The organism is Mesorhizobium sp. B2-4-6 (assembly GCF_006442775.1).
In the GTDB taxonomy this organism is placed as follows: domain Bacteria; phylum Pseudomonadota; class Alphaproteobacteria; order Rhizobiales; family Rhizobiaceae; genus Mesorhizobium.
Window position 1 is genome coordinate 181,976 of the sequence record NZ_VFVI01000008.1, and the last position, 20,157, is coordinate 202,132.

Genomic DNA, 20,157 nt, shown 5'->3' on the forward strand with positions numbered 1-20,157 from the left:
GCCGGCGCGCATCCTAGCCAGACAAAGCGCGGGAGCAAGCGGGAACATCGGATTTCCGGCCCAAATGTCGGACAAATGATCAGCGCCGTGCCGGAGCGGCGGCCGCCGGTCTTGCGAACGGCCGGAAAGCCGGGGTCAGATCGCCTTGGCGTGCAACGCGCCGCGATAGGAATCGCGCAGATAGCCGAGCGTGGCGTCGGCGTCGGCCGGCTTGCCGAACAGATAGCCCTGCCCGCCGGCGCAGCCGAACTGGACGAGGCGATCGGCCTGCGCCTCGTCCTCGATGCCTTCGGCGACGACATCCATGCCGAGCCCCTCGCACATGGCAAGAATGGCGCGGATGATGTGCTCGGACGGGCGGTCGTCGAGGATGGAGGAGACGAAGGCGCGATCGATCTTGAGCTTGTCGAAATGGAACTCGCGCAAGCGGCCGAGCGACGACTGGCCGGTGCCGAAATCGTCGAGCGAGACACGGATGCCGACGCGGCGCAGATCCTCGACGATCTTCTCGGCCGAGGCCGGATCGTTCATCAGGCCGGTCTCGGTGATCTCGATCTCCAGCCGGCGCGGATCGAAGCCGGTGCGGTCGAGGATGGCCAGGATATGCAGGCCGGTGTTCTGGTCGACGAGCTGCGACGGCGACAGGTTGAAGGACAGGAACAATTCCTTCGGCCAGCTGCGCGCCGCCTCGGTCGCCTTGCGCAGCACCAGCTGCGACAGCGGGCCGATGATGCCGCGTTCCTCGGCGATCGGGATGAAGACGGAAGGCGGCACGACGCCGAGGTCGCGGTCGGTCCAGCGCGCCAGCGTCTCGAAGCCGATGGTGCGGCGGCTGTTCAAGTCGACGATCGGCTGGAAATGCGGTTCGACCTCGCCGGCCGAGACGGCGCGGCGCAACGCCTGCTCGATGCGGGTGACGCGCTTGGCCGCCTCTTCCATCTCCCGGGTGTAGACGACGACGCGGCCGCGGCCCGAGCGCTTGGCATGATAGAGCGCGGTCTCGGCCTTGTTGATGAGGATCTCGGTGGTCTCGTCGCCGGAATAGAACAGCGAGCAGCCGACCGAGGCCGAAAGCCTGGCGGTGCGTTCGCCGACATCATAGGGCGCCGACAGAATCTCGATCAGCATGCGCGACCTCTCGGCCGCCTGTTCCTCCGAGAACACCATCGGGTAGAGGTAGGCGAACTCGTCGGCGCCGATGCGGCAGACGGTGGAGTAGCCATCCATCGAGGCGCGCAGCCGCATCGCCACCTGGATCAGGATGTCGTCGCCGGCCTTGTGGCCGAACAGGTCGTTGATCGGCTTGAAGCCGTCGAGGTCGAGGATGCCGACGGTGAACGGCGCGGGATCGTCGGCGCGGTCGCTGATCAGGCGATCGACCTTGTCGAAGAAGCGACGATGGTTGCCGAGCCCGGTCAACGAATCCGTGAAGGCCAGATCCGTATTTTCCTTGCCTGGCTGACCGGTGCCAAACGTCGTTTGCATCATGCCTCTGTTCTGATGTCGGTATTTTCGGCCAGACTGACAGCAAAGCGTTTAGGAAAAGTATCGGAAAATCGATTTTCCGTCGTGCAAACGTTGCTTGCTTCGCCGGCGGTTGTTCAGCTTCGGGCAAAAAGCGGTAATCCAGCCCAAATATTCGTTTATGCGTACTTTCTAATAGAAATGTCGAACGACCTTTTCCGGGATGCTCCCGTTTGAGGCGAACGGACGGCCGCTTCGCACCTTTCGGGACATTGCTTTAGCCGGCTTGCTTTACGCGGTAGAGCTCGATCGGACTGCCTTTCCCGCTGGCCGGCTCGAGCCAGTCCGGCACGGAACCGCGCAGCAGGCCGGCAAGGAAGCCCTGCGGGGCTTTCCGGGTCAGGATCAGGGTCTCGACATTGCCGGGGCAGATGGCGACGAGGCCGACGCGGTGCGCCTCGATGATCGCGCGCGCGTTGTCGGCCGAGCCGAGAAAGGCGTCCAGCGCCAGGAGATTGCCGGCGACATTGCGGTGATAGGGACCGGCGAAGACGCGATGGTCGCTATAGACGAGAACCGGCGCTCCAAGATTGGAAATCGTGAGCACGGTGGTATCGGCCATGGCGCCAAGCGGCGCGAAGGTGGCCTTCTTCTCGCAGGTCTTGTCCGTCGTGGTGCCGTCAGCGACGGCCTGGCCTTTTTCGAACGCGACCGAGGCGGCCGCGGCGACGCCCGTCCATACCGGATTGATCGAGACCAGCCAGACGGCCGCAAGGCGCAGCGCCACGCCGAGCGAGGAACTGGTTTCGGCCCGCGCCCGCCATTTGGCGATCCAGGCCGACAGCGGGACGACCGCGAAGGCGATCGAGAAGGTGGTGCCGCGCACCTGCCAGGCGCCGACCGCGAAAGCGACGGCGAGCAGTGCCGCGACGAGGCTGTCCTGCCGCCGCCAGCCGCCGCGGCGCAAACGCAGCGCCATCAGGACGATCGCGACCAGCGGCGTGGCGTAACGCGCCGCGACACGCGCCGGATCGCGGACAAGCAGGGTGAACAGCGACTGGGCCTCGTCGATATGGTCGAGCCACAATTCCTTGAGGCGCGGATCGAGCGAGGCGTAGGGCGCCGAGAGGCATTGCGGAAACAGCACCGCCACGACCACGCCGAGCACGACCCCCAGCGCGGCAAGCGACGCCAGCCTGCGCTGCCAGTTGCCTGCGGCGGGTTCGGCGGAGGCGATTGCCGCCAAGCCGATGCCGGCAATGGCCGCGACGACGAACTGCGCCACCGAGAAGGCATCGCACTGCGCCGCGCCCCAATCAGACGGACGGATGGTGACCAGGAAGACAAGCGCCGCGACGCCGGCGAAGCCGAGGCCGAAATCCCGGGCGATCGCCCGCTCGCCGCCCGGATCGGCGACGAACAGCAGCGACACGCAAAGGCCGATGGTGGCGACGTAGGGCACGGTTTCCATGCCGACGGCGAGCGTCAGCGCGGCGCAGAGGCCGGAAAACAGCGCGGCCCAGCGCCGCGCGGGCGCCTCAAGCAGCAAAGCGAGGCTCGCCATGGTGAGCATCAGCTGGACATTGTGATGATCGAGCGCGCCGGGGTCGTAGATGCCGATGAAATAATAGCCGGCCGCGCCAATCAGGATGGCGGGCAGCACCGCGCCACCGCCGCCGAAGCTGCGCGCGGCGCGGGCGGTGAAGAACAAGGTCGACCAAAGCAGCAGCGCCGGCCACAGCACCTGCGCCACGTCCTCGCCAAGCGGCCTGCTGCCGGTGAGCCCCGAGGCGGCAAGCGCGATGGCGGCGATCGGCGCATCGACCAGCCGCGACCAGTGCATGACGAAGCCGCCTTCCAGCCCCATCCGGTACTGGTGCAGGTCGAACCAGCCCTGGCCGGCCAGCAGGTCGCGGACCTCGACGAGGCGCAGCAGATTGTCGTTGTCGCCGCCGGCATCGGTCAGCTGGCCAAAGCCGGCCCACGCATCGACGGCGAAGGCGAGCAGGGCCGCCAGCAGCGCCAGCATCAGATCGGACTTCCAGGTGGCGGCGCCGGTCTCGGCTGTGCCCATTGCGGTGGCCTTTAAAGGGAGAGGATCGGTTTTAAACCTAGCCTTAACGGCTTCAATAAATAGTAAAACGGCTCGAGGGGCCGGCACAGGGACGGCCGGAGGCTGGTCGAGCGTCCGGAGACAGACATGCCGCATGCAGTCCGCCACGAGCCGGTTATTGCCGTGCTCCTGCCTTGCTACAATGAGGAGCTGACGATCGGCGAGGTCGTGCTGCGGTTCCGCGATACGCTGCCTTCGGCCGCGATCTATGTCTACGACAACAATTCCAAGGACCTCACGGCGCTGAAAGCTCGCGCGGCCGGCGCCACCGTCGTGCGCGAGCCGCGCCAGGGCAAGGGCAATGTGGTGCGGCGCATGTTCGCCGACATCGACGCGGACATCTATGTGATGGCCGACGGCGACGGCACCTACGCGCCGGAAGATGCGCCGCAGCTGATCAATGTGCTGCAGACGGAGCGCTCCGACATGGTGGTGGGCACCAGGCGCGGCGTCACCGACGATGCCGGCCGCAACGGCCACGCCTTCGGCAACCGCGTCTTCAACCGCCTTTACAAGGGCCTGTTCGGGACCGACTTCACCGACATCTTCTCCGGCTACCGGGTGTTTTCGCGCCGCTTCGTCAAGAGTTTCCCCGCCGTTTCCGGCGGCTTCGAGATCGAGACCGAGATGTCGGTGCATGCCTCGCAGCTCAAGCTGCCGGTGAGCGAGATGGCGCTCGATTACGGCCGCCGCCCTGAAGGCTCGTCGTCGAAACTGTCGACCTTCCGCGACGGCGCCAGGATCCTGTGGATGTTCGCCATGCTGGTGAAGGAGACGCAGCCGCTGCGCTTCTTCGGCACGTTCGCGCTGTTCTTCCTGGCGGCCAGCATCGGCCTAATGATACCCGTTCTGGTCGAATTCGCGGAGACGGGACTGGTGCCGCGCATGCCGACCTGGGTGCTGTCGATCGGCATGCTGCTTCTGGCCATGCTTTCGATGATGACCGGGCTGATCCTCGATTCGGTGTCGCGCGGCCGGGCCGAGCAGAAGCGCATCTTCTACCTGTCGATTTCCTCCGGCCGGGCCGAGCGCGGGATATCCGGGCAGGCCTCACCGAAGAGCGAGCCGGGCAAGGCCTCGCGGGCGGCATAGTGGGCCGCCTCCTCCGCTTCGCCTTTACCGGCGGCATCGGTTTCGTCGCCGACGCCGCGGCGCTCTGGCTGCTGCTTGCCACGACGCCGCTCGGCCCGATGGCGGCGCGCGTGCTGTCGATCGGCTTCGCGCTCTGCGTCACCTGGCAGATGAACCGCCATTTGACCTTCTCGCCGTCGAGCCGAGGCTTGGCGCAGGAAGGCGCGCGCTATGGCGGCGTCGGCATCGCCACCGGCATCGTCAACTACCTGGTTTATTGCGCGCTGCTCTTCGCACTGCCTGCCCTGACGCCGCTGGCGGCCCTTGGCGTCGCCTCGGTCGTCGCGATGGCGCTGTCCTTCCTCGGCTATTCCAGGCTGGTCTTCGACCGCTGAGACCGTTTGGAAATTCTACTCTGGCGGCCATCTGATGGCGGTTTCTGCGCTTCCGGTGCTCACGGAGCCAAACGTCCGCTCCGCTCCGGTTCTCGAAACCACCACCATATGACTCGCCAGAGCGAATTTCGAAACGGGTCTCTGAGCGTCTGCACCAAGCGAGCACGATTGGCAGGCGCCGCCGATTTCCTTATATCGGGCGTCTGAATTCCCCGGAGACCGCAAATGCCGCTGAAGATCGCCGTCCAGATGGACCATGTCTCCACCGTGTCGATCGCCGGCGACACCAGCTTCGCGCTGTCGCTGGAGGCGCAGCGGCGCGGCCACAAGCTTTTCCACTACACGCCCGACCGGCTGTCGATGCTGGGCGGCAAGGTGTTCGCGCGCATCGAGGAGATGCAGGTGCGCGACGAGAAGGGCAACCACTACGCGCTGGGCGAGAAGGTGCGCACCGACCTTTCCGAGATGGACGTGGTGCTGCTGAGGCAGGACCCGCCCTTCGACATGAACTACATCACCACCACGCACATACTGGAGCGCATCCATCCGAAGACGCTGGTGGTCAACGACCCGGCCTGGGTGCGCAACAGCCCGGAAAAGATCTTCGTCACCGAATTCCCGGACCTGATGCCGGAAACGCTGATCACCAAGGATCCGATGGAGGTGGCCGCCTTCCGCAAGCAATTCGGCGACATCATCGTCAAGCCGCTCTACGGCAATGGCGGCGCCGGCATCTTCCATCTGCTTGAAGCCGACCGCAATCTCGCCTCGCTGCTCGAGATGTTCGGCCAGCTGTTCCGCGAGCCCTATATCGTGCAGCGCTATCTCAAGGACGTGCGCAAGGGCGACAAGCGCATCATCCTGATCGACGGCGAGCCGGTCGGCGCCATCAACCGCGTGCCGGCCGATCACGATTCACGCTCCAACATGCATGTCGGCGGCCGCGCCGAAAAAACCGAGCTGACGGAACGCGAGCGCGAGATCTGCGCCCGCATCGGGCCGGCGCTCAGGGAACGCGGCTTCATCCTGGTCGGCATCGACGTGATCGGCGACTACATGACCGAGATCAACGTGACCTCGCCGACCGGCGTGCGCGAGGTGCAGCGTTTCGGCGGCGCCGATATAGCTGCCCTTTTCTGGGATTGCGTGGAGGAGAAGCGGCTGAAGTCGGCCGCGTAATTGCCGCATGCTGACTCTACAGCACGGGTATCGCCCTCCTACCCTATTCGAGATTGTCGGAGCAATGTTGCGTCATCGCCGCTATCTCCGGAAAGGGCACCCTTCCGCGAAGTCGCAACCTGCTCTTCAGGCAAGTTTGCTGTCGGACGATCCGTTCATATCCTATTCGGGAATGTCCGGTACGCCCCTGGGATTGGCAAGTCACATGCCTCTCCTTCCACGCAGCCACCGTGCCTGGTTTCTCATCTCGCCAACCTGGTCCATCGAAAACAATTCCAGCGTCAAAACGATCCGGACCTATGCCGTTCTGCATAGACTTAGGAACCCCCGTCACTCGCTAGTCTTCCTATCCAACACACAAGCCGAGGCTGATCTCTTGAACCAGGCCGGTGAGGCGGCCGTCCTGCACAACAAGACTTCAACAACCTCCGAATTCATATTCAAGCCCCTCAACAATGTCCCTGTAGAATTTGATGCAATCTACAATGCGCAACTGGCTTCGTGGAAACGCCACGACTTGTCTCTTGGCATCGAGCGCTGCGCATTTGTCTTTTATCGTGATTTAGTCGGGTCATCTACGACGGAGTCGGAAAGGGCGCGAATAAATCGGCACAAGGAGTTCGCGCCGGGTCACGTGTTTATCAATGAGTTTGACAGCACCGGCAAGCCTGTCCGATTGGCGCCGGCTCACGTGAACATGCATCTGAATCGTGCAGCCGTGGGAATTTGTCTCTCTGAAATGGAGGGACCGATGTTCGCCAGCACAGAATATCTTCTCGCGGGGCTACCTGTTGTCACGACCCCGAACCATGGTGGCCGAGACCTTTATCTGGATGACGATTATTCGCTTACAGTTCCACCCGATCCTCGATCCATCGCGGCCGCTGTCTCAGCGCTGAAGGAGCGACGAATCCCCCGGGCTTATATTCGTTCGCAAACCCTGAAACGAGTTGAACGAGACCGCGGGCGGTTCATAGACCTTGTAAATGAGATTTTTCTGGAAAGCGGCTCTTTGCGCCGGATCGCCATGCCTTGGCCTTTCCGATATCCTGTCATGGAGTGGCTTCCACCCGACATCGCAATCGATCGATCGCTTTCAGGTACGGTCGATGCCTTCATCACCGCTTAGACGGCAACAGCCTCGGATTGCCGGTGGACTGCTCGCCTTTTCAACGGGTCGAGAGCACGCGGCGATAGCCGTTTTCATTTTGTCTTAACCATGTTCCGCCTTTGCACCAAGGAACGCAGCCATTACGACCTGCCGATCGTCCTCGGCCTGCTGGCAGCCCATTGCGAAGCGAGGGGGCGGCCGGCTAGGTAGCGCTCCGGGCGTCGTCCCATTGCCAATTACGCCGTCTTGCGCTCGACCACGCTGGGCTCCATCACGATCGCCGCGCGGCGCCGGTCGGGCCCTTCGAGGAAGTCGATCAGCGCGTCGATGGCGATGGTGCCTGCTTCGAAGATGCGGCGGTCGATCGTCGACAGCGGGCATTCCAGCAGCGGCGCCAGATAGATGTTGTCGAAGCCCATGACGGCGCAGTCGTCGGGGACAACAAGCCCCTTTTCGCGGAGCGCAACCGTGGCGCCGATGGCCAGCATGTCGCTCATGCAGCAGATGGCCGAAAACCGCGTGCTTTCCAGCAGCTCCCGCGTCGCCTGGCGCCCAAAGCTGTGCTGGAACTCGCCACAGCGGACGAGGTTTCGATCGACGTCAATGCCGGCCTGGCGATGCGCCTCCTCGAACCCGGCCAGCCTGATCCCGGTGTTCGAGCTTTCCGCCGATCCGCAAAGGAATGCGATGCGCGTGTGGCCCTTGGCGATCAGGTAGCCGGCCGATTGAAAGGCGCCGTTGCGATAGTCGGTGTCGACGGTCGCCGCCAGGCAATCGAGCTCCGGGACCTCGCGGTCCATCGACACGAACGGGATGTTCAGCCCTCGGAGGAGGCCGGCATTCGGGATCACGCCGCTCGCCGCCAGCACGATGCCGTCCACGCCATGGCCGGCAAGGAAGGCCAGATGCGCTTCCTCCTTATCCGGAATGCCATCCGAGTTGCACAGGATCGTCGTATAGCCGCGCAGCCGGGCAGCGTCGTCGCAGGCGCGAACCAGCTCGGTGAAATAAGGGTTGAGAATATCCGGAACGATGATGCCGAGGACCTGCGAGCGACGGGTGACCAGCGAGCGGGCGATGGAGTTCGGCGTGTAGTTGAGCTCCCGCGCCAGCGACCAGATGCGGCTGCGCGTTTCCTCGCTGATGAAGGCGTCCTTGCGGTTGAGGACCTTGGAGACCGTGGCGATCGATACGCCGGCACCTCTCGCAATATCCTTGATGGTCGCCGCCACATGTCCTCGCATTGCTTGCCAAGCATCGTCGGCCTGATCCCCTAACCTCTTACGTCGGCAAAGTCGACAGACCCAGGCGGCGAGGAGGCGCTCCGGCAGGTAGAACGTGTTGACAACTGGTCAGCCCTGCTTTAGGCAAACGTTTAACTATGTCGATAAGTGGGACTTTCCGATCATAATGCTCGTTCCGCCGTCCTACGGTGCAAGCCCGGCAACGGGAGGGATCGCGACGTGACCATGCTTTCCAGGATCCCGCTGGTGATGGATGTCGACACCGGCACGGACGACGCCGTCTGCATCGCGGCGGCGACGCTTTGCACGGACACGATCGAGCTGATCGGGATCGGTGCCGTCTGCGGCAATGTCGAGATCGAGAAGACGGCCAGGAACACGCTCGACCTGATGGATTTTCTCGGCTGCGACGCGCCCGTGCATATCGGCGCTTCACGCCCGCTCGCCAGGCCGCTGTCAACCGCCGTCAGCCACGGCGCGACCGGGCTGGGCGACGTGGCGCTGCCCGCCGCGCGGCGCGGCTTTGCCGGGGCCGGCGTGACGGAATTGATCCACGAGGCGGCGAAGCGGCAGCCGGGCAGGCTCGAGATTCTCGCCGTCGGGCCGCTGACCAATATCGCCACCGCACTGACGGAACACCCCGGGCTGCCGTCGCTGATCAAACGCATCACCATCATGGGCGGCGCCATCCGCGGCGGCAACATGACCTTGGCCTCGGAGTTCAATCTCTATTGCGATCCCGAAGCCGCACGCATCGTCTTCGAAGCCGGCTGCGCGCTGACGATGGTCGGTCTCGACGTCACGTTGAAGCCTGAGCTGCCGCGCCATGTGTTCGACCGGATAAGAGCCGCATCAGGTCCGCAGGCGGATGTGGTGGCGCGGGTGCTGGACTTCATGATGCGGCGCAAGGACGAGTTCGGTGCCGACGATCCCAACCTCCACGACGTGATCGCGCTCGCCGCGATCGTAAAACCGTCGCTGTTCACGTTCGAGAACTACTACGTGCATCTGGAGACCGGCGGCGAGGTAACCCGCGGCATGACCATCGCCGACTTCAACAATGTTTCAAAGAGGCCGCCAAACGCGCGGGTGGCCGTCGATATCGACACCGACGGCTTCTGGAACTGGTTCGTCGATCTATTCGGAGCTGGGAAATAATGGGACAGGATTGCGAGCATTGCGAATTCGACCGCCATCATGCGCTGGTCGAGGGTCTGGCGGCGGAGGTCCGGGGCGCACGCCTCCACCGGCGTGAATTCCTGGCGATGGCAAGCATTTTCGGCGCGTCGGCGGTGGCCGCCTATGGCCTGATCGGGCTCGCCGCGCCGACGCCGGCGCGAGCCGCCGAGCCGAAGAAGGGCGGCGTGCTGCGCGTTTCCACCTTCGTCAAGGAGCAGAAGGACCCGCGCGCCTATGACTGGCCGGAAATGGCCAATATCGCGCGCCAGTTCCTCGACACGCTGGTGCGCTACGACACCGACTACACGTTCAAGCCTTCGCTGCTGGAAAGCTGGAAGGTCAACGACGACGCCACCGAATACACGCTCAATCTGAGGCGTGGCGTGACCTGGAACAATGGCAACGACTTCACCGCCGAGGACGTGATCTTCAACCTCGAGCGCTGGTGCGACAAGGCGGCCGAAGGCAATTCCATGGCCGGCCGCATGACCGCGCTGATCGACGCCAAGACGGGCAAGGCGCGCGACGGCGCCATCACCAGGACCGACGACCACACGGTGGTGCTGAAACTGTCCTCGTCCGACATCTCGATCATTCCGTCGATGACGGAATATTCCGCGCTGATCGTGCATCGCGGCTATGAGAAGGCCGGCGCCAATCTCATCGCGCATCCGGTCGGCACCGGCGCTTTCGAGCTGGTCTCCTACGACGTCGGCACCAAGGCCGTCGTCAAACGGCGCCAGAACGGCAAGTGGTGGGGCGGCGAGGCCTATCTCGACGGCATCGAGTTCATCGACTACGGCACCGATCCGGCCGCCTGGGTGAGCGCCTTCGAAGCCGGCGAGATAGACACCAATTTCGAGACCACCGCCGACTATGTCGCGATTATGGACGGCCTGGGACTGGTGAAGTCGGAAGTGGTGACGGCGGCGACGATCCTTGCCCGCACCAATGTGACCAGCAAGCCCTATGACGACGTACGCGTGCGCCGCGCCCTGCAGCTGGCGACCGACAATCAGGCCGTGCTGACGCTCGGCTATGGCGGCAAGGGCACGGTCGCCGAGAACCACCATGTCAGCCCGCTGCACCCGGAATATTACGCGCTGCCGAAGAAGACGCGCGACCTCGAAGGCGCCAAGAAGCTGATGGCGGAGGCGGGGCAGCTCGATTTCGAGCACGAGCTGATCACCGGCGACGAGGACTGGCACCGCAGCACCGGCGACGCCATCGCCGCGCAGCTGCGCGAGGCCGGCTTCAAGGTGAAGCGCACCGTGCTGCCAGGCTCGACCTTCTGGGACAACTGGACCAAATATCCCTTCTCGATGACGTCGTGGGGCATGCGGCCGCTGGGCGTCCAGAACCTCGCGCTCGCCTATCGCAGCGGCGAAGCCTGGAACGAATCCGGCTACGCCAATCCCGCGTTCGACAAGAAGCTCGGCGAGGCGCTTGCCGTGCCGGACGTCGAAAAGCGCAAGGAGATCATGAAGGATGTCGAGCAGATCCTCCAGGATTCCGGCATCCTCATCCAGCCTTACTGGCGCTCGCTGTTCACCCATTCGGTGGCGGCGGTGAAGGACAATCCGGCGCATCCAAATCTCGAGCAGCATTTCGAGAAGGTGTGGCTGGACCGCTAGGCAAGGAAGCGTCAATATATCGGTTTGGTCACGCGCCGTTGCCGCGGCCAAAACCGATGTTCTTGTAATGTTCTTGCCTCCGCCGCAAATCTGTGGTTGTCTGGCGTGAGGTCTCGGGCGGGCTGATCGCAGCGCCGCGCACGAGGCCGGATCCGGGGGCGGGAAACATGGTGGCGCGGGTTCGCACGGTCGCTTTCCAGGGCATCGAGGCCGTGCCGGTCGATGTCCAGGTGATGGTCGGGCCGGGCAAGGTCGGCATGCAGATCGTCGGCCTGCCGGACAAGGCGGTGGCCGAAAGCCGCGAGCGCGTGCAGGCGGCGTTGCACGCATCTGGCCTGTCGATGCCGTCGAAGAAGGTGACGGTGAACCTCGCGCCGGCCGATCTTCCCAAGGAAGGCAGCCATTACGACCTGCCGATCGCGCTTGGCCTGATGGCGGCGCTCGGCGCCATACCGGGCGACATGCTTGCCGGTTATGTGGTGCTTGGCGAATTGTCGCTCGACGGCACGATCGCCGGCGTGGCGGGCGCGCTGCCGGCGGCGATCGGCGCCAATGCCGAAGGCAAGGGCCTGATCTGCCCCTTCGCCTGCGGGCCGGAAGCGGCGTGGGCCGGCGAGGATTTCGACATCCTCGCGCCACGCAGCCTGATCGCGGTGGCGAACCATTTCCGCGGCACGCAGGTGCTGTCGCGGCCCGAGGCCGGCATAAAGCTTGCGGCGCGCGACCTGCCGGACCTCGCCGACATCAAGGGCCAGGAGAGCGCCAAGCGGGCGCTGGAAGTGGCTGCCGCCGGCGGACACAACCTCTTGACGTTGTGCTACATTAAATCGGCACTTGCAGCCAGCGGATTCAGTCGTCCACTGATCCGGTGACATCCGGCCGGGATGACTTGTGCCAACCCTTAGCCGACCTTCGACCGAATCTTGTGAGAATGAAAACTCGAGACGCGTTTGTCGGATCGCCAAGCAGCAAGGAGCCTATCGACGTTGGCATCCACGCCATCGCCAGTATCCAGCTCAAGGTCGTAGAGCGTGCCGACATGAATGGTTTCAAAGTCGCGCTTTGCGCTGCCTTCTGGCCTGTCGCCGCGACGCTTCTCGCGTTCAATCAGCACGTCAAGCGGACAATGCACGGCGACGAAGAAAACATCGTGGCGTTCAAGAAGCTGGCACAGCATGCCCAGCCAGCCCTCCGTATCCAGAATATGCTCCAGAATGAGGTTGTTGCCCGCATCCGCGTAGGCGGCCAAGGAAGCGTGGAAGCCATCGAAAAAGGCTTGTCTCGCATCCGCCCAGGCGAACTCACCGCTCCGGAAACGATCCATCGGTAGGATGCCCGTGTCACGAAGGTGATCTATCGAGATATGCCAAAATGGCTTTTCGATACGGGCTTGAAGCGCCTTGGCGATCGTGGATTTTCCGCTGCTTGATGCACCATGAAGAAAAATGACCTGCCCCATCGCAACACTCCGCTTGGTTCGCGCGGTTATCACGCTGGGTGTAGCACGGGTATGACAGCTTTCCCGCATTGCATCACAGACCTTTAGACGACTCTAATGTCTGGCGGATTGTACTCGCTGATGTTTAGCCCATCCTCATGTAACGAAGCAGTCTTTACCTGAAATTAGTCCCTGCTGACGTAAGGGAGTCGGCGGGGGGTGAAATGGACAAATCCTATCTACTGTCGGCGATCCTGCCGCTCATCTCGGTGACGCTATCCGTCACCTTCTTCTTCCTGTGGCAGCGCAAGAAAGAAACCACTCAAGTCGCCAATTGGTCGATCGCCTATGCGTGTGCAACAGCAGGCTCGACGCTCGACTTTAGCAGAGTATTCGTAGCCAATCCTTCTCCGTTCTCTTTCCTCGCAAATGTGTTCCTTGTCGGGGTCGCCTTCTTCGCAGTTCGCGGCAGCCTCATGCTCTACACTGGCAAGGCCTCGGACCGCTTGACCGTTCCGATTTATCTCGCCGTGGTCGCCGGTGATGTCTGGTTCGTCTTCGTGGATCCGAGCATCTTCGGGCGCGGCACGACATCCAGCCTCGGTGCCGCCCTCATGTTCCTGATCGCGGCACGAGGAACCCGAAAGGCGGTGCGCCCAGACCAGATCGACCATATGATAGCGATCACGTTCGCCCTGTCGGCCGTCACATTGATAGCCCGCCCCGTGGTCTCGTACATCTACGAAGGGCCGCTGCAGACCGAGGCCCAGGTAACAGGCTCGCTATGGGTTGTCTCGTTCAAGGTCTTCGCGATGCTGTCCTGGTTCTTGATGGCGATTCTATTCCTATTGCGCATCGCGACGGATCTGATGAAGGAACTCTCGACGCAATCCCTGACTGATCCGCTGACAGGCGCCCCAAACCGACGCGGCTTCTTCATTGCCGCTGAGGAGACGATCCGGAACGCCAGCCCCTCCCTTCCGGCAACGCTCTTGATCCTCGATATCGACCATTTCAAAAAGGTCAACGATGGCTATGGACATCGGGTCGGCGACACGGTGATCCGGGGGCTTGCGGATATTCTGCGGCATGCGGCCGAGGAAACGGGCTGCACCATAGGCCGCCTTGGCGGAGAGGAGTTCGTCGCCCTTCTTCCCGCAACAAACCTCGGCACAGGAAGGACATTCGCCGAAGGGCTGCGGACCGTCTTTGCGGCCTGCGAACATGAAGGCATGCAGTCCTCGCACGTCGTCACTACCAGCATCGGCGTGGCTGAATCCATCGGCGGCGAAAGCATCGACCTCCTGATCGAGCGCGCGGACGGCGCGCTCTACAGAGCAAAGCGCTCGGGGCGGAACAAGGTCGAGACGGCGGACCCCGGCCTTACGATTTTCGAAGGCTGCGCATCCCCCGGCCTGGCATCCGAAATTCGTCGGCGAGGGTCGAGTGTAGCCTGACATCCGGCCGAAGAGCTTCCTGCGCGCGGAGCCGGGACAGGATACCAAAGCCCTCGCGACGCCAATCGCGGAGGGCCGCCTGACGGTTGCGGGCGACCTCTTTCAAGAGCCGCAGCCAGTCGTGCCCCTCCTTCGCGCGAAGCTCGAAAAACGCTTGTAGGGCATGGTCCTCAGCTATCCTGGTGTCGAGGCCCAGCCATTCGCACCAAGGAAGGCCGGGACGGCGGACCTGGCGGAAGGCTCTCCCGTCACAGCGGCCTGCCGCCTCGGTTTCGTTGGATTCCAGCCAGCCTTGAATGACAGGATCGAAGCGCGCGTATTCAGGAGCCGGGCGGCCTGCCGTCCGGTTCCTGACGTATCGCCGAAGCGCGTGAGCTTCGTCCTGCTCGATCAACGCGGCCTCCTCACCTCGTAGTCGTCGCCGGGGACGGGCGGCGGGGCTTCGAAGTCGTCGGCGGGTGTCGCGAGGCCTTCGCGCTTGCGCTTCTCGTCCTCGGCGGCGCGGGCATATCGGCCGAAAACGCGGAACTCAGGCAAGGCGGCCACGACGTCGGCCTCGGGCTTTCCGACCAGTCGGCCGCGCTGCTCGTCGTCCAGGTGCAAGACGATGAAGTCGGCGAGATCGCGATCGTTGGCCTTGAGCTTCGTCAGGGCGGCAGTATCGCCGGCGGCGGCTTCCAGCACAAGGGCGGCCATCGCGCGGTGCGACTTGATGGCGTTGATCTCATCGTGCTCGCTCCGGATGCGGTACTGGTCGCCCTCGAACGCGCGACGGACCTCCTCGGACGGCTCGTAGGGTTGACCGGTGTCCGCGTCGTAGACCGCGACGCCTTGGCGCTGGGCCTCCAGCCATGTCTGATCCTTGAACGCGCGTTCGCCGAAAACCTCCAAAGACGAATCCCACTCGTCCACGGCCTTGGAAATCATAGCGCGGACAGCGGCATCCGATGCGGCCTGGCCATGGATGCGGAGCTCGTCGCCGAGATCCTGGAGACGGCATTTTCCGATCTCGATCCAAACGCCATCGGGGGCCTCCGTGATCTTGGTAAAGCCACGGGAGCGCCAGCGATCGGCGAGAGATCCGACGCGATCCGGAGGAAGCTGCGGCACTTCGTCGGGGTTGCGGCGAGGCCTCGCGCCGTTGCCCTTACGACGGAGCGATTTGAGTTCTTCCAACCGCTCTATGTCGTCCAGTTCCGCCATGCCATCGAGTTCGGCCACGAAGTTGTCGGCAATGCCGCGCGCGCCGAAGACTTTCGCCATGCGGCCACGGATTTCGACGTGGCCGCCGTCGCGGGTCGCGATCTTCGTCAGGCCAGGTGTCGCGGTGTCGATGAAATGGAAATTTTTCACCCAGTCCTCGGCATGGCTCAAGTCGGGGAAACGCTGCCGGAAAAGCTTCGTCTTGAAATCCACGCGGGAGCGTGGACGGATGCCATTGCGGGCCTGGTGGGTGGGGCTGGTTGCCATGATTTCCTCCTCAATGCTGGCAAGTTCGTTTTCCTGAATCCTGGTCTTTCGGATGCTTGAAACAAGGGCGCTGCGGCGGTCGTGGCGCTTCCGCTTTTTCATGATTTTGGTCCGCTCCTCGCCCATGGTCGGCTCGGCCTCGCGGTCAAGGCCTCGGACAGCGTTCGACAGGTGCGATGCCCGACGGTTTGATCCGGCACGGGCAAGGAACTCGTTCATGATTCCGGCGATGCGCTCGCGCTCGGCGACAAGGGCAGCGCCACGTTCGCCGCCGTAGCTGCCTCCAGAGGTGAACGTGGATTCGACGGCCCGGTTCTTCGTCCTGGCGAAGCCGGAGGGCGTGGACTCGTCCAGCGCGCGAAGGGTGAGCATGGCGTGGAAATGCGGCTGCGGCTCCCCGTACACATCAGCCGGGCAATGAATGCCGATGTCCACGATCGCGCCGGCGGCGACGTAGTGGGCGCAAACGGATTCGGCGAATGGGCGCCAGCCGGATTCGGGAAGGTCGCGCGGGATGGAAACCTCCACCTCGCGGGCAACCTGGGCATCTTTTCGACGCTCACCAACCTCTACGCGGTTCCACAGTTCGCCTCGGTCGCGGGTCCATTCCGGAGCGTCGGCCGGGGCGAGGATGAAAGCTTCGCGCGCGACCTTTTTGCGGTAGTCGAACGTCTCGCCGATACGCTCGTCGGTGAGGCAACTGGCGCTGCGGTATGCCGCCGCCGCGACCGCGCTGCGCCCCGCCGAACGCTGGAAGATTTTCGCGTCAACGTGAAAGAGGGCATCGGTCGGTGGGAGGCTGCTGGTCATGTCAGGCAAGCCAGAAAGCGCGGGACTTGCGAAGCCAGTAAGCGGCGATCAGACGGAGGATTTCCTGCTCGTCGTCGTCCTGCTCGAAGCCGTGACAGGCGGCGATGTAAGCCGCGCTGGCGCGCTCGTAGCGGGCGAGGCAGGAAGCTCCGCCGATCGGGTTCTCTCCGTCTTCCAGCCTCGTGGTCGCAAAAGGATCTTCGCCGAGGGAAATGCCGAGGAGCGTCAGTTTCCGTTCCGGTGGCGGGTCGGCGAACAGGTCAGCGACGTCGAGTGCTGCAACGGCATCGTTGTCGTTTTCGGCGGTCGTCATTACATGTGCTCCTCGATTTCGTACCCGGCATTTTCGAGTTCGCAGAGCAGCGCGTCGCGTTGCTCTGTCGTCCCGACCATGGCGGGAATCTCGTCATCGATCGCAACGCGATGGAGGCCTGCGCGGCGTCCGTAGTGGCGCACCTGCGCGTCGGCGACTCCGTCCGCGCGGACTGCCAGAAGCGGCGAGCCGGGAAGGCGCTGCCATTGGAGGCAGATCGAGAAAATCGGCGCGTCGGTCATCGGGATTCATCTCCTGCGTGGATGCGCGAATCTGGTCGACGGATACGAACCCGACGAAGCGCCCAAGACATGAAAACGGACTCGGCGAGGAGCAGCGCTGCCCCGCCGAAAACGATGGCGACTGTAAGCAACAGCGAGTTTGCGGCAGTTAGCGTTTGGGGGTCCATGTCGTCCTCCTCCTCGTCCTCGTCTCCCCGCCCGTAGGGCGCGCTGTGTTCGCAGAACACATAGGCGCGCCCTTAGCAGGGAGCCTTGGTGTGGCCTTCCTGCCTCCGATGTTTGGGCGGACATTTGACAAGCGCAAGAGGGCCGACAAACCTTTGAATCGACGTCGATTTTTCGAGGTCGGGGTTTCGCTGGCTACGCCTACAAGCCTCAACATTTTTGGCCTGCGAATTCAGGCGGAGCGGCTTCGGAAATCCGCCGGCGGGTTCGCAAAAGGGAGGAAAACGGATGCTGGACTTTGGAAAAATTCGGGAGCGGGAGCGCGGGCTGCTCCAGAAGAAAGCGAAGCTGGACAGCGACCTGGCGAGGCTTCGCGCGAAGGAGAAAGACGCACAGCGGCGCGACGACACGCGGAAAAAAATCGTGCTCGGAGGCGTGGTCCTGGCGGCGGTCGAGGCGGGCGACGTTGCGGCGAATTTCGTCGCCGGGCTGGTGCGCGCTCACGTCGCGGAGCGGGACAAAAAGCTATTCGTGGGGACCGCGCTCGCGGTTCCGGAAGCGGCGGATTCGGCAGCGCCGGAATCCGGTTTGAGGGAGTGAGAAAATGAGCCCCGCCGATCTCCTTGCGACGCCTACCGAGCACAACATCCTTTGGGCATGGCTCAACGCGCTGCTCCCTTCGGACGCTTCGAGTCCGTGGGGCTTCGCCATGGCCGTGTTCTCGTCCACGCTCACCTTTGCCGGGGCGCTGTTCCTCGGATGGCACATCATCACCGCCATCGTTTCCAGCGCGTACAGCGGCAAGGTCCTCGGCGACAGGCATCATCAGATCTGGGCGCCGCTGCGCCTCGTCCTCGGCTTTGGACTCCTCGTCCCAATCGCCGCCAGCTTCTCGTCGGCGCACTACGTCCTGCGCGATGTCGTCGGGCGCGCTGCCATCAACCTGGCTGACGCCAACTGGGTGAGCTTCGTGGACTACGCGGCGGGCAAGGAGGTCAAGATTGCGCCCATGTCATCGGGCGGGTCGAGGCTCGTCATGGACTTCCTGGAATCGGAAGTCTGCGCCGCCGCTCACAATGCCCTGGCGGAGCCGTGGGGCATCGATCGCGCGCCCGTGCCTTCGGCGAAGGGAGAGCGGAAGGGCGACACGTCGGGCTGGTGGAATCCGGTCACGACGAACGAAAGAACCGAATGGTACTATGGACCTGACTGCGGAAAGATTTCCATGCCCGTCCTCGCCGACAAGCCGGGGTTCACGGCGGACAGGGCGGCGGCAGCCTCGGCGATCGTCGCGGCAGTCCGCGCGCCCGCGCAACAGGTTGCGGAGAAGTTCCGGAAGGCGCAGCCGTTCAGCGCACAAGCGGCACTGAACGGGATTCGGGACGGCAGCTTGCCGCGCCTGTCGGACGCGGTGCGGAGCCTCGGCAAGGCCTATGACGACGCGATAGCGGCGGCGACGGCGAAAGAGATGGGCCTGGACAAGGACGGGGCCGTTCGGCGGGAAAGGCTGGTCGATGCCGCCCGGCAACAGGGCGTCGCCACGGCCGGAATGTGGTGGATGAACATCTCCCAGCGGTCGCAGGAAGTGTCCGCGCTCTCGGGCGCGCGACATGAGCGCGTCGGCATCCGACTGGACGACGGCAGCGGGAGCGATACGGCACTGATGGCGGGAACGCTCGCCACGCTGCGCAACCTCATCTCCGGAGAGGAGGCGGAGATTCAGGTTTCGGCGAACGACTTCGCCGCCGGCGGCGACCAGTCGGCGGGCATCCTCGCCCGCATCGTGTCGCCCGTCTTCCGCGATCTCGGCGAGTGGACGGTTGCGAAGGGAGATCCGGGGGATTCGACCGTCCAGAAGATGCTCAAGTCGGACCCGATCGGCGACCAGATTTCGAGCGGGCATGTTTTCATGGGCATCGCAGAGGCTGGCGTCACGGCGGCGTTCGTCCCGATCGCGCTCGCGAATACAGCGGTCGGCAAGGCGGTCGGCGCGGACGGCGCGGCCTGGTGGGCAATGGGCTGGGCGGCGCCGATCCTCGGGACGCTGTGGATCATCGGGGCGGTTCGGGCTTACGTGCTGCCGATCCTGCCCTTCATCTATGTGTGGGTCTTCATGTCGCTGTGGCTTCTGGCGGTCCTGGAGGCGGCTATCTCGCTCGTCGTGTGGGCCTTCGGCTTTATCCGCATGGACGGCGAGGAGCTTCTTGCACAGCAGTCGAAAATGGGCGCGATGTTGCTCTTTCAGGTCTTCCTGATGCCTGTCCTCGGCCTGCTCGCTTTCGAGGCGGCTTTCGTGCTCCTGCCACTCATCGTCGGCGGGCTGGACATCATGTGGGGGACGGCATTCTACGGGCAGACGGGCGGCCACCTCATCGGGCCTTCGGCGCTCATCGTCGGGTACGTCCTCATCACCTTCCTGTCGATGTATCTCGTCACGCATATTTTCGGGCAAATCTTCCACATCCCCGACCGCGTGATGGCATGGTTCGGAGGGCCTTCCCATGGTTTCAGCGACAAGAGCCTTTTCGTGGCGACGGCCGGCGCGCTGGCGGCAACCCTTGGCAGGGGCATGCCGGGGCTTCCCTCGATTCCCCGACCGAAAAAGGACGATGGAAAGGACAGCGGCGGCAAAGGCAAGGCCAATGTCGGCGGGGTCACGGCGCGGAAGTCCTGACATGGAAAAGGCCCCGGGAAGGGGGCCTTTCCTTTGAGTTCTGGAACGAAGCCGGGGACTACATCCCAAGGGCGTAGCGGATGCCGACATAAGCGAGAGCGGCGCCGTATCCGGCGAAATTCAGAAGCCCGCACACGAGGGCGACAGTAGCAAAACCACGCATTTTGAGCCTCCTGGACCAGCGTTAAAATCTGCCCA

Annotated in this window: 17 protein-coding genes and 1 pseudogene; 10 read left to right on the forward strand and 8 right to left on the reverse strand. The window is 63.7% G+C overall.

What is annotated here, in order from left to right; all coding sequences use genetic code 11:
- Positions 1-135: 135 nt before the first annotated feature.
- Positions 136-1,485, reverse strand: a complete 1,350-nt coding sequence (locus FJ957_RS20615) for an EAL domain-containing protein (RefSeq protein WP_140834816.1) — start codon at positions 1,483-1,485, stop codon at positions 136-138.
- 256 nt (positions 1,486-1,741) lie between these two features.
- The gene (locus tag FJ957_RS20620) at positions 1,742-3,538 is read right to left on the reverse strand and encodes a GtrA family protein (RefSeq protein WP_140834616.1); all 1,797 of its coding nucleotides are present in this window, start codon (positions 3,536-3,538) and stop codon (positions 1,742-1,744) included.
- 126 nt (positions 3,539-3,664) lie between these two features.
- Here FJ957_RS20620 and FJ957_RS20625 point away from each other — a divergent pair, with 126 nt between their 5' ends.
- The 4 genes from FJ957_RS20625 to FJ957_RS20640 all read left to right on the forward strand — a co-directional run bounded on the left by FJ957_RS20625 (position 3,665) and on the right by FJ957_RS20640 (position 7,351).
- A complete protein-coding gene (locus FJ957_RS20625; protein ID WP_140834621.1) occupies positions 3,665-4,669 on the forward strand; it encodes a glycosyltransferase in 1,005 nt (334 codons plus the stop codon).
- Positions 4,669-5,043 carry a GtrA family protein gene (locus FJ957_RS20630; protein WP_140834624.1) on the forward strand — a complete coding sequence of 125 codons (375 nt, stop codon included), beginning with the start codon at positions 4,669-4,671 and terminating at the stop codon, positions 5,041-5,043. Before FJ957_RS20625 ends, FJ957_RS20630 begins: the two co-directional genes overlap by 1 nt.
- A gap of 225 nt (positions 5,044-5,268) precedes the next feature.
- A complete protein-coding gene (gene gshB, locus FJ957_RS20635; RefSeq protein ID WP_140834626.1) occupies positions 5,269-6,222 on the forward strand; it encodes a glutathione synthase in 954 nt (317 codons plus the stop codon).
- A 376-nt stretch (positions 6,223-6,598) separates the two neighbouring features.
- Positions 6,599-7,351 carry a glycosyltransferase family 4 protein gene (locus FJ957_RS20640; protein WP_140834628.1) on the forward strand — a complete coding sequence of 251 codons (753 nt, stop codon included), beginning with the start codon at positions 6,599-6,601 and terminating at the stop codon, positions 7,349-7,351.
- Between the two features lie 218 nt (positions 7,352-7,569).
- Here the strand turns inward: FJ957_RS20640 and FJ957_RS20645 are convergent, their stop codons facing one another.
- Positions 7,570-8,577: a LacI family DNA-binding transcriptional regulator gene (locus FJ957_RS20645; RefSeq protein WP_140834630.1), complete on the reverse strand. Its 1,008-nt coding sequence runs from the start codon at positions 8,575-8,577 to the stop codon at positions 7,570-7,572.
- Positions 8,578-8,802: 225 nt separating this feature from the next.
- Here FJ957_RS20645 and FJ957_RS20650 point away from each other — a divergent pair, with 225 nt between their 5' ends.
- From FJ957_RS20650 to FJ957_RS20660, 3 genes and pseudogenes are all read left to right on the forward strand, one after another.
- A complete protein-coding gene (locus tag FJ957_RS20650) occupies positions 8,803-9,735 on the forward strand; it encodes a nucleoside hydrolase (protein ID WP_246685907.1) in 933 nt (310 codons plus the stop codon).
- The gene (locus FJ957_RS20655) at positions 9,735-11,390 is read left to right on the forward strand and encodes an ABC transporter substrate-binding protein (RefSeq protein ID WP_140834634.1); all 1,656 of its coding nucleotides are present in this window, start codon (positions 9,735-9,737) and stop codon (positions 11,388-11,390) included. The genes FJ957_RS20650 and FJ957_RS20655 overlap by 1 nt, the downstream gene beginning before the upstream one ends.
- 167 nt (positions 11,391-11,557) lie before the next feature.
- Positions 11,558-12,199, forward strand: a pseudogene (locus FJ957_RS20660) (magnesium chelatase domain-containing protein); the annotation flags it as partial.
- A 92-nt stretch (positions 12,200-12,291) separates the two neighbouring features.
- Here the strand turns inward: FJ957_RS20660 and FJ957_RS20665 are convergent.
- Complete coding sequence (locus tag FJ957_RS20665; protein ID WP_140834639.1) at positions 12,292-12,849, reverse strand: AAA family ATPase; 558 nt, start codon at positions 12,847-12,849, stop codon at positions 12,292-12,294.
- A 203-nt stretch (positions 12,850-13,052) separates the two neighbouring features.
- Here FJ957_RS20665 and FJ957_RS20670 point away from each other — a divergent pair, with 203 nt between their 5' ends.
- Positions 13,053-14,285: a GGDEF domain-containing protein gene (locus FJ957_RS20670; protein ID WP_140834645.1), complete on the forward strand. Its 1,233-nt coding sequence runs from the start codon at positions 13,053-13,055 to the stop codon at positions 14,283-14,285.
- On the opposite strand, the gene FJ957_RS20675 is transcribed toward FJ957_RS20670, so the two are convergent.
- From FJ957_RS20675 to FJ957_RS20690, 4 genes are read right to left on the reverse strand one after another with little or no spacing between them, the layout of a single operon-like run.
- Positions 14,212-14,679 (reverse strand): hypothetical protein, encoded by a 468-nt coding sequence (locus FJ957_RS20675; RefSeq protein WP_140834650.1) that lies wholly within the window; start codon positions 14,677-14,679, stop codon positions 14,212-14,214. The genes FJ957_RS20670 and FJ957_RS20675 overlap by 74 nt on opposite strands.
- On the reverse strand, positions 14,676-16,565 hold the full coding sequence (locus tag FJ957_RS20680) for a MobA/MobL family protein (protein WP_140834655.1): 1,890 nt from the start codon (positions 16,563-16,565) through the stop codon (positions 14,676-14,678). The genes FJ957_RS20675 and FJ957_RS20680 overlap by 4 nt, the downstream gene beginning before the upstream one ends.
- 1 nt (position 16,566) lies before the next feature.
- Positions 16,567-16,878 carry a hypothetical protein gene (locus FJ957_RS20685; protein WP_140834660.1) on the reverse strand — a complete coding sequence of 104 codons (312 nt, stop codon included), beginning with the start codon at positions 16,876-16,878 and terminating at the stop codon, positions 16,567-16,569.
- Positions 16,878-17,120, reverse strand: a complete 243-nt coding sequence (locus FJ957_RS20690; protein ID WP_140834665.1) for a hypothetical protein — start codon at positions 17,118-17,120, stop codon at positions 16,878-16,880. The genes FJ957_RS20685 and FJ957_RS20690 overlap by 1 nt, the downstream gene beginning before the upstream one ends.
- 453 nt (positions 17,121-17,573) lie before the next feature.
- On the opposite strand from FJ957_RS20690, the gene traD reads away from it, so the two are divergent.
- Together traD and FJ957_RS20700 are read left to right on the forward strand one after the other, a co-directional pair.
- A complete protein-coding gene (gene traD, locus FJ957_RS20695; RefSeq protein ID WP_140834670.1) occupies positions 17,574-17,885 on the forward strand; it encodes a conjugal transfer protein TraD in 312 nt (103 codons plus the stop codon).
- 4 nt (positions 17,886-17,889) lie between these two features.
- A complete protein-coding gene (locus FJ957_RS20700) occupies positions 17,890-19,959 on the forward strand; it encodes a DotA/TraY family protein (protein WP_140834676.1) in 2,070 nt (689 codons plus the stop codon).
- The last annotated feature ends 198 nt before the right edge of the window (positions 19,960-20,157 follow it).